The 12,407-nt window shown below is 60.5% G+C and carries 11 protein-coding genes; 1 reads left to right on the forward strand and 10 read right to left on the reverse strand.

From position 1 onward, the window contains the following. Window positions 1-13: 13 nt before the first annotated feature. Genes RGM3321_RS19965 through antA form a run of 4 tightly spaced genes read right to left on the reverse strand, consistent with a single transcriptional unit; the run spans window position 14 to window position 4,149 of the window. Complete coding sequence (locus RGM3321_RS19965) at window positions 14-1,135, reverse strand: muconate cycloisomerase family protein (RefSeq protein WP_244394536.1); 1,122 nt, start codon at window positions 1,133-1,135, stop codon at window positions 14-16. A 57-nt stretch (window positions 1,136-1,192) separates the two neighbouring features. After that, window positions 1,193-2,215, reverse strand: a complete 1,023-nt coding sequence (gene antC, locus RGM3321_RS19970) for an anthranilate 1,2-dioxygenase electron transfer component AntC (protein WP_244394537.1) — start codon at window positions 2,213-2,215, stop codon at window positions 1,193-1,195. A 15-nt stretch (window positions 2,216-2,230) separates the two neighbouring features. Continuing rightward, window positions 2,231-2,740 carry an anthranilate 1,2-dioxygenase small subunit gene (gene antB, locus RGM3321_RS19975; protein WP_244394538.1) on the reverse strand — a complete coding sequence of 170 codons (510 nt, stop codon included), beginning with the start codon at window positions 2,738-2,740 and terminating at the stop codon, window positions 2,231-2,233. A 2-nt stretch (window positions 2,741-2,742) separates the two neighbouring features. Further along, entirely contained in the window at window positions 2,743-4,149 is a 1,407-nt protein-coding gene (gene antA / locus RGM3321_RS19980; protein WP_244394574.1) for an anthranilate 1,2-dioxygenase large subunit, read from the reverse strand. Between the two features lie 193 nt (window positions 4,150-4,342). Between antA and RGM3321_RS19985 the strand changes: the two genes are divergently transcribed. Continuing rightward, window positions 4,343-5,353 (forward strand): AraC family transcriptional regulator, encoded by a 1,011-nt coding sequence (locus tag RGM3321_RS19985; RefSeq protein WP_244394539.1) that lies wholly within the window; start codon window positions 4,343-4,345, stop codon window positions 5,351-5,353. 285 nt (window positions 5,354-5,638) lie between these two features. Here the strand turns inward: RGM3321_RS19985 and RGM3321_RS19990 are convergent, their stop codons facing one another. The 6 genes from RGM3321_RS19990 to RGM3321_RS20015 all read right to left on the reverse strand — a co-directional run bounded on the left by RGM3321_RS19990 (window position 5,639) and on the right by RGM3321_RS20015 (window position 12,194). Then, a complete protein-coding gene (locus tag RGM3321_RS19990; protein ID WP_244394540.1) occupies window positions 5,639-7,192 on the reverse strand; it encodes a PAS domain-containing methyl-accepting chemotaxis protein in 1,554 nt (517 codons plus the stop codon). 82 nt (window positions 7,193-7,274) lie between these two features. Continuing rightward, window positions 7,275-8,210, reverse strand: a complete 936-nt coding sequence (locus RGM3321_RS19995) for a transporter (protein ID WP_244394541.1) — start codon at window positions 8,208-8,210, stop codon at window positions 7,275-7,277. Between the two features lie 40 nt (window positions 8,211-8,250). Beyond that, window positions 8,251-8,787 (reverse strand): flavin reductase family protein, encoded by a 537-nt coding sequence (locus tag RGM3321_RS20000; protein WP_002554209.1) that lies wholly within the window; start codon window positions 8,785-8,787, stop codon window positions 8,251-8,253. 23 nt (window positions 8,788-8,810) lie between these two features. Beyond that, a complete protein-coding gene (locus RGM3321_RS20005) occupies window positions 8,811-10,049 on the reverse strand; it encodes a styrene monooxygenase/indole monooxygenase family protein (protein WP_244394542.1) in 1,239 nt (412 codons plus the stop codon). An 84-nt stretch (window positions 10,050-10,133) separates the two neighbouring features. Next, window positions 10,134-10,937, reverse strand: coding sequence for an SDR family oxidoreductase (locus RGM3321_RS20010; RefSeq protein WP_244394543.1), 804 nt, complete (start codon window positions 10,935-10,937; stop codon window positions 10,134-10,136). Between the two features lie 9 nt (window positions 10,938-10,946). Further along, on the reverse strand, window positions 10,947-12,194 hold the full coding sequence (locus RGM3321_RS20015) for a dienelactone hydrolase family protein (RefSeq protein ID WP_244394544.1): 1,248 nt from the start codon (window positions 12,192-12,194) through the stop codon (window positions 10,947-10,949). Window positions 12,195-12,407: the final 213 nt, after the last annotated feature.

Genomic DNA, 12,407 nt, shown 5'->3' on the forward strand with positions numbered 1-12,407 from the left:
GTGCTCCGGCAGATCAACTGCGGGCAAAGTGCGAAAGACGCTCAGCATCCAGCTCCAGCCCAAGCCCTGGGGTGTCGGGGATGATCAGTTGAAAATCGCGATAGACCGGTGGCTTGACCAGAATGTCTTCGGTCAGCAGCAGTGGCCCGAACAGTTCGGTGTGCCACTCCAGCCGGTCGAGCGTGGCGAAGGCGTGAGCTGCAGCCAGCGTGCCGACGCTGCCCTCCAGCATGGTGCCGCCGTACAGCCCGATACCGGCGGCTTCGGCAATCGCAGCGGTGCGCAACACGGCACGCGGGCCGCCGACTTTGGCGATTTTCAGAGCGAAAATCGACGCTGCACCCGACTGCGCCAACGCAAAGCTGTCTTGCACCGATTCAATGGCTTCATCGGCCATCAATGGAATCGGGCTGCGAGCATTCAGACGAACCATGGCGGCACGGTCGTGGCGCGAAAGCGGCTGCTCGACCAACTCGACGCCAGCCTCTGCAAGCAGCTGGCAGCCACGTATGGCCACCGCCTCGCTCCACGCCTGATTGATGTCGACGCGCACGCTGGCTCGATCACCCAATGCCCGCTTGATCGCCGCAACATGGGCGATATCACGGACGGGCTCACCGGCACCTATCTTCAGTTTGAAATGCCGGTGACGGCGCATCTCCAGCATGCGCTCGGCTTCTTCGATGTCCCTGCCGGTGTCGCCGCTGGCCAGTGTCCAGGCCACTTCCACACCGTCGCGTACGCGTCCGCCAAGCAATTCGGCGACGGGCAAACCCAGGCGCTTGCCCTGAGCATCAAGCAGCGCCGTTTCAACCGCAGAACGCGCGAACGTATTGCCGCGAATGGCACGGTCAACGCGTTGCATCGCGGCGTTGAGGTTGGTCGCGTCCTGCCCGGTCAGCAGTGGAGCGAACCATTTGTCGAGGTTCACCTTGATGCTTTCCGGGCTCTCTCCGGCATAAGCCAGGCCGCCGATGGTGGTGGCCTCGCCGATACCGGTAATGCCGTCACTGCACCGAATGCGCAGGATGACCAGTGTCTGACCGTGCAGGGTATGCATGGCCAGTTTGTGCGGACGAATCGTCGGCAGGTCGACGATCAGGGTCTCGAAACGTTCGATCGTGATGGCACTCATGGGGGTTCCGTCTGCTGGGTAATTGTTCTGGAGCAGCGACTGGCGTCAGGCGGCCGGTCAAACGCTGCTGTCGGCGAATTTCTCGAAGTACAAACGCGAGGCGTCCAGCGAATGCCCGTGCAGCCAGTCCTTGATGGACTCGACCATCGGTGGCGGCCCGCACACGTAAATGTCTGTGGGCACTGCGGCCAATGCAGCGGCGTCCAGGTGATCGACGATGTAGCCGCGCCTTCCGCTCCAGTCGGCCTGCTCTTCGCTGACCACCGGGACAAACCTGAACCCGGGAATCTGCTGGCTGTAGGCTTCAATTCGCGCAAGCTGGCAAAGGTCCTGCGCCGTACGCACGCCGTAATAAAGGTGCACGGGCTGCCCGCAGCCTCCTTTGGCGGCGATCTGATCAAGCATGCCGAGGAAGGCGGACAGCCCCGTACCTCCGGCGACAAGCGTCAGCGGCCGATCGACATGGCGCAGGTAGAACGTGCCCAGCGGTGCTTCGAACTGAATCACGTCGCCCACCTGGCAGCGGTCACGCACGTAGTTGCTCATCGCCCCGTCAGGTAACAGGCGAATCAGGAACTCCAGCGTGTTACTGCCGGGAGCATTGGCAAACGAGTAAGAGCGACGCAGATCAGTGCCGGGAATTTGTAACCGGGCGTATTGGCCGGGCAGATAATCCAGTCCACTGGCCTGCTCATCCAGCGTCACCTGAACAATGGCGGTGCCCTGCGAAACCTGTTCGACCTGGCTGACCTTGCCTTGAAGGGCGCTCGGGCCGGTGTTGTCACACAGGCTGGAGGCGAAATCGAAGTAGAACGCCGCATCGGACTTCACCCGGGTCTGGCAGCTCAGCACCTTGCGTTGCGCCAGGTCGCTGGCCGAAAGCGCCTCATCGTCCACGTAATCCTGGGTGTACTGCCCCGACTCGCAACGCCCCTGACAGGTGGCGCACACGCCTTCGCGGCAATCCATCGGCAACGTGATCCCGCTGCGTAACGCAGCATCCAGCAACAGTTCATTGTTCTGCACGTTGCAGAACAGCGTCTTGCCATCAGCAAAACTGAAAGCGACCTTATAAGTCATGTCCGCCCCGCTACCTCAGAGGTGATAGAAATCGAGCACCGAGTTGATGGTGTCGTTGAGCAGCACCACGTGTTTGCGGGCGATTTTCCAGCTGTCGCCATCAGGACGCAGGCGATAGCTGGCGCGTCCGAAGAACTGCTCCGCAACTTGCAGGCGGTAATACAGGGTGTGCCAGTTGACCTGCACGTCCAGTTCGCCCGCCTGCCCATTTACATCCCCATCCGCAGGTGCGATGCGCACATTGCTGATCAGGTGCAGCGTGCGCGGCATCGGGATGGTTGACGCCGCTTTGCCGGTACGCAGGCGGTAGACACGATCTTCCAGGCCACCGCGGTTGGGGTAATAGATCAGCGACATGCCTTTTCTGGGATCGGTGGTGTAGACATGTTCCGAATCCCATTGCGGCAGGTGGAACTCGCTGTCCTCACTGAACAGGTCCAGGTAGCGATCCCAATCCTGGGCATCGCAGACTTCGGCCATGTGGTACAGGAACTGCTCGATGCGGTACTGCAATTGGGCGCTCATGTTCAGACCTCACGCAGTTTCAGGGAGTGTTCTTCAGCGGCCTTGCGTGCCAACCCTTCGAGCAGGAAGCGCTGCCAGTTACCATGCTGATTGACGTACAGCCCTTCGTGGGTGAACTCGGTGCCGGTGAGTACCGGCGAGATGCCGATGGCCTCGCTGTTGGGTGTTGCCCCCGCGACCCATTTTTCGTACCCGCGCGAGATGTCGCTCCAGCGTTCCAGGCGCGCCTGAAAGCCACGCTGGGCCTCGCGAAACTCCACCAGGTCATCCGGCGTGCCCAGCCCGGACACATTGAAAAAGTCTTCGAACTGGCGGATGCGGTTTTCGCGGTCGGCGTCGGACTCACCCTTGACGCCCAGGCAGAAACTGTTGATTTCAGTCTTGTTCCAGGCCAGCGGGCGGATAATGCGCAGTTGCGAGCTGATCTGGTCGAGGAAGAACATGCTCGGGTAGATGTTCAGGTTGCGCAGCCGGTGCATCATCCATTCAGCCTTGCTCTGCCCGTATTCCTTCACCAGGCGCGGCATGATGGTCGCGTAACCGGGGCGCACGCTCGGGTTGGGCATGTCGCTGAATAGCAGGCTGTGACCGTTGTGAAACGAGAACCAGCCGTCGTCGGTGTCTGCATCACCGGCCCCCAGCTTGCTGTAGTCCAGCGTACTGCCCGCCGCTGCGCCCTTTTCGGCGTTGACCTGCTGGCGGTGCTGCACCGTGGCGACGTAGTTATAGTGCACGGTACTGACGTGATAACCGTCCAGACCGTTTTCGTTCTGCAGTTTCCAGTTGCCGTCGTAGGTGTAGGCCGACTTGCCCGGCAGCACTTCCAGTTCACCGGTAGCCGACTGCGCGACCATCATGTCGAAAAATACCTTGGCATCGCCCAGGTAGTCGGCAAGGCTGTCGCTGCCATGCACATCGAGGCTGATGAAAACAAACCCCTTGTAGCTCTCGATGCGCGCCTTGCGCAGACCACGCGTGGCCTTGTCGAAGCCTTCCGGATACTCGCCGGGTGCCTTGACCTTGACCAGGCGGCCATCGCTCTTGTAACACCAGGCATGGAACGGGCAGGTAAACGTCGACTGGTTACCTTTGCCGACCCTGGTCAGGGTGGTGCCGCGATGCTGACAGGCGTTGATCAATGCATTGAGCTGGCCGTTGCCGTCACGGGTGATGATCATCGGCTGGCGACCGGCGCGCATTGTCATGAAGTCGTGATTATTGGCAATTTCACTGTCGTGACAGGCGTAGATCCAGTTCTTTTCGAAGATCAGTTCCATCTCCAGATCGAACAGCTCGGGCTCGGTGAACATCTCCCGGGCAATGCGGTACACACCTTCGACTGGACGAAAATCCAGGCAACCTTCAACGAAGTGCTGCCATTGGCTTACGGTTTTTGCGCTGCTCATCAGGGGGCTCCTTTTTAGAGTCATCAGCCTTGAACTGATTGAACGCCCCGCAGCAATGACCTTCTATCCGTTTTCCCGGCAGAACATATCCGTTTTGCGGTTATTTGCAGTAAGTGGATAGAGGCGGCATACCTGCCGCAGTAACGTGAGCAGAACCTGATCAGAACCAGACCGGACTTACCGGCAGGGCATCGATATGAAGAGTGAAGCTGTTTTGCCCAACGACTCGCGCGCCCACGGCCTTCATGCCGCGCACCATGATCTGGACGGCGCGCGCGCCTGGATGTCGACCATCTGCGGCCCGCACAGCCTTCAGGCGAGCGCTCCGCATTGCCTGGAATTCGAACATTCGGCGAACGTGCTCAGCGCAATGTCTACGGTGCTGGGGCGTATCCAGTACGGCACCGATGTGGTGATCGGCGTCGAGCCCGGCAGTTCGTTGAAGAGCTACAGCATCAGCCTGCCGCTGGACGGCGAGCAGGAGCTTGACTGCGGCAAGGGACTGTTGCGTTCCAATGCCGGAACCGGGCTGATTATTTCGCCGTTCGACTCGCAGCGACTGAGCATCACCGGCAACTGCCGCAAGTTGCAGGTGGCGATTGACTGCTGCTCAATGCAGCGCGTGCTGGACGAGTTGCTGGAGCGTCCGGCCCAGGCGCCGCTGGTGTTCGAGCCGTGTATCAATGCCGAACTGGGTGCCACGGCATCGTGGTGGCGCATGGTGCGGTATCTGGTCGATGAAATGGACGGCGACAGCGACTATTTCGAGCACCTGCCGATGGCGCGGGACCTGGAGCGCAGCCTGATCAAAGGCTTGATTCTCTCGCAGCCGAACAACTATTCGGCGGCCCTGAACGAAAAGGTCCAGAGCCGCTGTCCGGCCTTTCTGAAACGGGCGCAACAGTTCATCGAAGACCATTGCGGCGATGATATCCACCTGATCGATATCGAACGCGCGGCCGGTATAGGCCCGCAGAAACTGCACGACAGTTTCAAGGCACACTTCGGCGTTTCGCCTGTGGCCTACCTCAAGCGTTTTCGACTCCAGTCTGCGCGGCGCAGCCTGTTGCAGGGGCACAGTGGCTACAACATCGCGGCCATCGCCTCGCAATGGGGCTTCAATCATCTGGGGCGCTTTGCACAGGACTACCAGCGCCTGTTCGGCGAGCTGCCCTCGCAGACGCTGGAACGTGGCAGCCGACACTAATCGTTCCTATGCAGCGCTCGTTTTCATACACAAATCTGCTTTGATGGGCCGCAGGCTCCCACGAGATTTATAACTATCGTGCCAATGCTACGCGTTGGCAGGCAGTTCGTGACGCTCTGCGTCAAAAGTCTTCAGCCTGGCGAGACAGTAGCCGTAACCGAATCTCAAGCCTGCATCTCGTACTGCCCGGAGCAGGCGTGAGGCTCCAATATGTGACGCGACGCATCATACAGTTCTGCGATATCAGAAAGATTCAGGCCCGACTCAAGCCCCCAACAGCAACCGCTAACGATCAAACCGCTCGGCGAGGCTCCTCAAACCCTCCACCTGATGGCCAATTTCCTCACTGATGCGTCTGCCATCCAGTGCCTTGGCCGCGCTTTGTCGCGAGGCGTCGGCGATCCGCATGGCTTGCTGGTTCAGGTCTTCAGCGACCTGCCCCTGTTGCTCCATGGCGCTGGCGATCTGCACGCTCATGGAGGAAATCCGGTCCAGCGCTTCGTTGACCTGAGAGAAACTTTCACGCACCGACGTGACCGCTGCCATGCCTTGCCGGGAGAGCGTCTGCCCCTCATGGGTAAGCTGCACGGTCTGTTCGGTGGTCTGGCGAAAGCGCTGCAGCAGCGGCTGAATATTCAGCGTGGCTTCCTGGGTGCGGGTCGCCAGTTGCCGAACCTCATCGGCCACCACGCTGAAACCTCGCCCGGCATCACCGGCACGCGCGGCTTCGATGGCGGCATTGAGCGCCAGCAGGTTGGTCTGTCCGGCAATGTTGCTGATGATGTCAGTGATGCTGCCGATGGATTCAGTTGCCGTCGAAAGCTGGCCGGCCGCAGCGGAAATTTCGGCGACCGAGGCATTCAGCCGCTGCATGGCCGACAAGCTCTGTTCAGCCAAGGCTTGCCCTTGACTGGATTGTTCCACCGCCTGGCCAGTGGCTTCGGCACTGTGTTGCAGGTTGCGAGAGACTTCCTGGATGGTCGCAGTCATCTCGCTCAACGCCACCACCGACTGATCGGATTCACTGCGCTGCTCTTCGAGTCGCCGGGCCTCGTGGCCGATCAATTCATGCAGCGCGCCCATGTGCTCGTCAATCAGTCGGCCACTCATGCCAATCCGGCTGAGGGCAGTTTGCAGACGCGCCTCCCCGGCGATCAAAGCCATGTTGACCAACGCTGGCGTAGCGCTCAGGTCAGCGTACAACCCGGCCAGCGCAGGGGCGGAAAACGCTTTGGGGTGTGACGCCAATACCGCTCGCACTTGCCGGTTTTGACGCCAGCTCTGCCAGCCCGTGAGCACAAGGACACCCAGCAATGCGCTGGCACCTTGCAGCCAGGCCGACTCCAGCGCCGCGCAGGCCAGAGCGATACCGGAACCGACCAGCAGAGCCGGCCAGCTCCACGACAACCAGCGAGTCATTGCCGCAACCACCGAGACCGGCGAGCCACGACGCTGCCAGCGGGCAAAAAACACCTGAGCACGGTGTTGTTGCTCACTGCTCAACGGCAGATAGATCGCACCGTAGCCCTGCACGCCTTCGCTGCCGTATACCGGTTTGATGTACACATTGTGCCAACGCTGGCTGCCGTCCCTGTGACGGTTGCAGACGATGCCCATCCACGGCGTGCCTTGGCCCAGCGTCGACCACAGGCTTGCAAAGACAGCGGCGGGCATCAACTCGTGACGAAGCAGCGTCATCGAGGTCTCCAGCAACTCATCGCGAGCGTAACCATGTTCGCGGGCAAATCCATCGGAGCAGTGTCTGATCTGACCTTTGAGGTTGGTCCGGCAAATCAGTGCAGGCCTGCTGGGTGCAGAGCTATTAGAAGGAATGGTCATATTGAAACTCGCACACAGAAAAAAAGCCTGTCGCATCGACAGGCAAAACCCGAGTCAGCTGTGGAGCAGCGCCTGCGGTGATTTAAAAATGATGAACGTAGCGCATCTGTACGCGGCTGCCGTCAGGACGATTTTCGACATCCTGTTCGAAGTAGGCATTGACGAACACATGGTCGTTTTGCGAGAAGCTGTACATAGCACCTGGCCCGATTGCCCAGACTTTTTCCCTGCGCCCGGAAACGTCGTGACCGTCGACCTGGGTGTCGGTGATCTGCTTGAGCCAGTAACCGTTAATCCCCAGCCGAAGCTGATCGGTGACCGCATACTCAGTCGCGAAGTTGGCGTGCAACGCCTGCCCTGCCTGAATATCGCTGACATTGCCGAACGACTGTGCCGGGTCGTCATTCTTGCCGTTGTACAAGTAGTGCGCGCGAACCGACGCCGTCCACTTCGGCGTGAACCAGTAAGTCGCAGCCCAATACGGATTGAACGACCAGGCGTTGTTGCCAGGGTTGATCGCGTGTTTGTCGTCGTACTCGCCAGTAGGCAGGTTGACCTGCAACTCAATGCGCTGCACAAAGCGCGGTCCGTCCGGCCCCATCACCGGGTCGAACTGAATGAACGGCCCGATCAACAGATCGCCCATACCGGTCTGGCCGCGCAACGCGGCGTTGTTCAGCCCGTCGTCGACCTTCATGCGCGTCACCACAGGCAATACTGCGTTCAGCCCCAGGCTGGCGTTGCCCAGACGCACGTTAGACAGGTAGCTGAGCTGGGTCACCGCGACCTGATAATCCAGATCCTGCTTCGGCAAACCCAGGGCCTTGCCGTCCTTGTCGCGCAGGCGATCAGCGCTGTAATTCTGGAAATACTCTTGCAAGTACCACCCGGGACCTGCGGGCAAACCGCCGTCCAGAAAGCTGGTCAGGCCCAGATTGACCACCGGCAAGTCGTAGGCACCGGCCCCTTGTGCGATCAACAAACCCGCCCCGCAAACACACATCAGTTGCGTTTTCATGCGTTTATCTCCCCGTTTTTCTGCATGTCGTGCGGCAGGCTTACTGGGCCAGTCCGGGGTGCGCGGCGGCAATCCGGTACTGGCCTGCGTGAAAGACCAACGGTTCTGCGCCGCTGTATCGGTAATGCTCGATTTCGCCGATGAAGATCAGGTGGTCACCGCCCTCGTACTGACGCACGTTACGGCACACCAGCGTGGCGACCACGTCATCGAGCAGCGGTACGCCAGCTGTGCCGGCCGCATGCGCCACGCCGGCGAACTTGTCGCTGGAGGGTCGGGAAAAGTGTCGCGACAAGCCATGCTGCTCGGCACCGAGCACGTTGATCGCAAAGTGGCTGGCCTCGCAGAAATCGTTCAGGCTCGGTGCGCTGCGCGCCAGGCTCCAGAGCACCAGCGCGGGCTCCAGCGAAACCGATGAAAACGAGTTGGCGGTCATGCCCACCTTGCGTCCGTCGGCAGTGCAGGTCGTTATGACCGTGACGCCAGTGGCGAACTGGCCCAACAGACCGCGCAAGTCGCGAGGGTCAGAGTCTTTTGCGTCGCACAGTGGCTGGGTGGTTTCGATATCAGTGCTCATAGGGGCTCCCTCTGGCAGCAGTCTTATGCCGCTTGTTTGTTGTTCTTCTGGATAAAGGCCTGGCATTGCTCGGCGTCGAACCACCACGGGGCAAACTGGCGCGGGTCGTCGAACGCGTTGGTGATGGCAGAAGCCAGCGGCAGTGACTGGCTGGCCGCGCCGAGCAGTTCGAGCAAATGCCGGGGCGGCGGCGTGAGCATGCTGTTGGTCCACTCCACCACATGCCGGGCGTAGCTCCAGTACTGCTCGAAGGTCTGCTCCATCCACGCCTGATCGAACGCTTGATCGCCACGATCGAGCACCGATTGCAGATAGACCTTGCTGCACTTGGCGGCGTTGTTGGAGCCTTGTCCGGTGATTGGATCGTTGACCACCAGCGCGTCGGCCATACCCAGCACCTGACGTCCGGACGGCAAGGTCAGTACTGGGCGGCGGACCATCGGCGTGAAGCGCCCGGACAGGAAACCCTGATCGTCGGTGAGGGTCAGGTTGTGGCAACGCTCGGCTTCCCAGGGCAGGTACTGACGAACGATTTCCAGGCTTTTCTGCAAGTGGGCTTCAGGTGTCTTGATGTCCTGCCAGCAATCCAGAGGGCCGCCGGGGATACCTTCGAACACCATGATTTCGCAAGGGCCGCTGGTGGTCAGCGCCGGAAACACAAAGTATTCGCCGACTCCGGGAATCAGATTGAACGCCACCCTGGAAAACGGCGAAACCGGCGTCATGCCCTTAACGTAGGTCAGCGCCAGCGCCCGCTGCGGCTGACTGAACTGCGTGCGTTGCGGGTCTTTGGCGAACTGGTTGACCACTTCGCCCTTGCCAGCGGCCAGCAGCACCAGATCATGGTTCAGCGACAAGGTTTCCAGCTCGTCGATGCCCACATCGGCAATGACCAGCTCGCCGCCACGTTTGACAAACTCGTCCATCCATACCGGCATTTTCACCCGCTGATCCACTGACTGAGCGTAGCGATCCAGCCGCGCGGCCCAACTGAACAGTTGCTCGCCGGGCAACTCCGGGTGCGGCACGGTCAGGCCGATACCCTCGACTGCCGGGCATTGCTGCTCCCAGAAGTTGAGCCCCAGATCACGTTCGGTCTGCAGCGAGGTGTTGAACATACACTGGCTGGACATGACCTTGCCGTTGCGAATCTGCTCGCCCGTGCGGTTGGTGGTCAGGGTGACGTGATAGCCCTCGGCAAGTAGCCCGAGAGCGAGTTGCAGACCGGCCTGGCCGGCTCCGACGATTGCAATACGACGCATGATGGCATTCCTGTTGTTGTGAGTGGGTAGGCGTGTTGCACCGGGGTCAAGCGTTATGAAAAGGCTGCATGTCCGCCGAAGCCATCACTGCGCCAGGCGCGGGATGGCAGGCAAGTTCTGCTCGGGCCCCATCGCCGAATAGCCGCCGTCCACGGCATAGTCGGCACCGGTGACAAAGCTGGCTGCTGACGAGCACAGGAAGGTCACGACGTTGGCCACTTCAGCGGGCTCGCCGAGCCTGCCCAGCAGGTGATACGAAGCCGCCACCTGATCGGCTTTGGCGCGATCGCCACCACTGACCTCGGCGATCACCCGCGACCAGGTCCAGCCCGGTGATACCGAATTGACACGAATGCCGTCGGGGGCAAGGTCCATGGCCATGCTCCGCGTCAGTTGCCTGATCGCCGCCTTGGAAACCGGATACAGCCAGCGACCGGTCTGCGCGCAGCCCGCAGAAATGGAAGAGAAATTGACAATCGCACCGCCACTGGCCTTGAGATCGTCGTGTACGGCCTGAGCCAGAGCGATGGCCGAAACCAGATTGACGTTCAACGCTTGCAACCAGTCTTCGCGGCTGGAAGCAAAGCCGTCATCCTTATAGGTACAGGCCAGGTTGATCAGCAGGTTTACCGGGCCCAAAACCTGGCGCACCCCGGTCAGGGCTTCGCTGATCTCTTCATCCCTGGTGATATCAACGGGGAAAAATCGCGCCTGCTTGCCCAACTGTTCGGCAGCGCGCTGACCGGCTTCGGCGTCAATGTCGAACAGCGCCACTCGCGCGCCCGCTTCGATCAGTCCGCGGGCCACGGCTATGCCGATCAGTGTTGCGCCGCCGCTGATCAACGCGACCTTGCCGTGCAAGGCATCGGGGTTCAGAAATGTAGACATGGGTAATCCTCAGGCGCTTTGGTCGGCACTGTTCGCCCAATTGGGCATCAGGCTGTTGGAAGGCAGACTCTCATCAAGCAGCTTGCGGGCGGTTTCGACCCCGGCGACGGGCAGCCCGGACGGGTCAAGAAGACCGACTTGCACCAGCACGCTGGCCTGGTCCCAATAGATATGCTCGTGACAGAGCCTGGGGCCTCGAAACTTCACAACGCCAAGCATCGGTATCTGCACCTTGCGCCCCGTGGGCGCGACGCCCGGCAGCATCCAGTCGATCTCGCTGTCGTGGGTAAAGGTCATGATGAATTCGTCGACGATCTGGGTAGCGCCCACCGTTCGGGAAATAGGCGTCAGCGCCATGTCCTGCGGGTTGCCGTGCACAAAATGGTGCTGATAGAAGCGGCTCAATTGCGCATGGCCGACACCGCCGGTCATGGTCGGAATGTGATTGACGTACGGTTCGGCAACCATAGTGGCCATTGTTGCGGGCACGTCACGGGTCTCGAACTCATGACGAATGTGCTCTTCCCAGAGCGCTGACAGGTCGTACTCGGGGCCCAGCGTGCGGCGCAGTGCTGCCACAGTGCGTTCATGTGCCATCAGCGCGGCGGGCTTGTTGAAATGGTGGCCGTTGGGACGGGCGAAGGCGTGGTCGACGCCGGGATACAGGTAGGTTTCCACGCCCGGCGTGTTCTGTGCGGCGGAAAATATCTCGGCACGGGCCTCTGTGAGGCAGAATTGATCCAGCTCGGCAGCGTGCAACACCAGACGGCGACCTTGCAGCCCCTCCAGCTCGGCCAGCGCCTTCTCTATGCCAACCCCGTAATAGCCAACCGCACACGCCACCTCGGGCAAGCGGCAGGCGGCCAGATAAGCCAGCTTGCCGCCCAGGCAATAACCCACCACTCCTTGAGCACTGCCGGTGCATTCCGGCAGTTGGCGCAGGGCGTGCAGGCTGGCGCGAATGTCATCGACACCGGCACGCTCGTCAAACGCCTGATAAAAACCGAATGCCTGCTGAAAATCCTCTTCGCTGTAACCCAGCTCGACGCCAGGCTTCTGCCGCCAGTACAGATCGGGCACCAGTACGCTGTAGCCTTCCTCGGCGAGGAAGTCGGCAACGTCGCGCATTGCCTGATTGACCCCGAATATTTCCTGGCACAGCACCACTCCGGGGCCGCTGCCGCCGATTGCAGTGGCCAGGTAGGCCTGGAACTGTCTTCCATCGTGCGCATTGACGCTGACATAGCGACCGTTCATTTGCGAGTCTCCAACATCGTGTGAAGTTGGAGCCAATCTTGCGAGCCTTGAACGGGATCCACTATCCGCTGGCTGCGGGCCCTGTCCGGACGGCGCAAAAAGTTGCACAACGCTTTTTTTCTTTCGATACGCAATAAATCCGCATGCGTAGAACTGGCGTGGCGTTTGCTAAGTACTCGTCAGGACCACAAAAAAGTGGCCAAAAAGAAACAG

It is taken from the genome of Pseudomonas sp. RGM 3321, assembly GCF_022836805.1.
Lineage (GTDB): Bacteria > Pseudomonadota > Gammaproteobacteria > Pseudomonadales > Pseudomonadaceae > Aquipseudomonas.

Excerpts from the sequence above, each read along its gene's own strand:
- RGM3321_RS19965 (WP_244394536.1), bottom strand. The coding sequence starts at position 1,135 with ATGAGTGCCATCACGATCGAACGTTTCGAGACCCTGATCGTCGACCTG.
- antC (WP_244394537.1), bottom strand. The coding sequence starts at position 2,215 with ATGACTTATAAGGTCGCTTTCAGTTTTGCTGATGGCAAGACGCTGTTC.
- antB (WP_244394538.1), bottom strand. The coding sequence starts at position 2,740 with ATGAGCGCCCAATTGCAGTACCGCATCGAGCAGTTCCTGTACCACATG.
- RGM3321_RS19985 (WP_244394539.1), top strand. The coding sequence starts at position 4,343 with ATGAAGAGTGAAGCTGTTTTGCCCAACGACTCGCGCGCCCACGGCCTT.
- RGM3321_RS19990 (WP_244394540.1), bottom strand. The coding sequence starts at position 7,192 with ATGACCATTCCTTCTAATAGCTCTGCACCCAGCAGGCCTGCACTGATT.
- RGM3321_RS19995 (WP_244394541.1), bottom strand. The coding sequence starts at position 8,210 with ATGAAAACGCAACTGATGTGTGTTTGCGGGGCGGGTTTGTTGATCGCA.
- RGM3321_RS20000 (WP_002554209.1), bottom strand. The coding sequence starts at position 8,787 with ATGAGCACTGATATCGAAACCACCCAGCCACTGTGCGACGCAAAAGAC.
- RGM3321_RS20005 (WP_244394542.1), bottom strand. The coding sequence starts at position 10,049 with ATGCGTCGTATTGCAATCGTCGGAGCCGGCCAGGCCGGTCTGCAACTC.
- RGM3321_RS20010 (WP_244394543.1), bottom strand. The coding sequence starts at position 10,937 with ATGTCTACATTTCTGAACCCCGATGCCTTGCACGGCAAGGTCGCGTTG.
- RGM3321_RS20015 (WP_244394544.1), bottom strand. The coding sequence starts at position 12,194 with ATGAACGGTCGCTATGTCAGCGTCAATGCGCACGATGGAAGACAGTTC.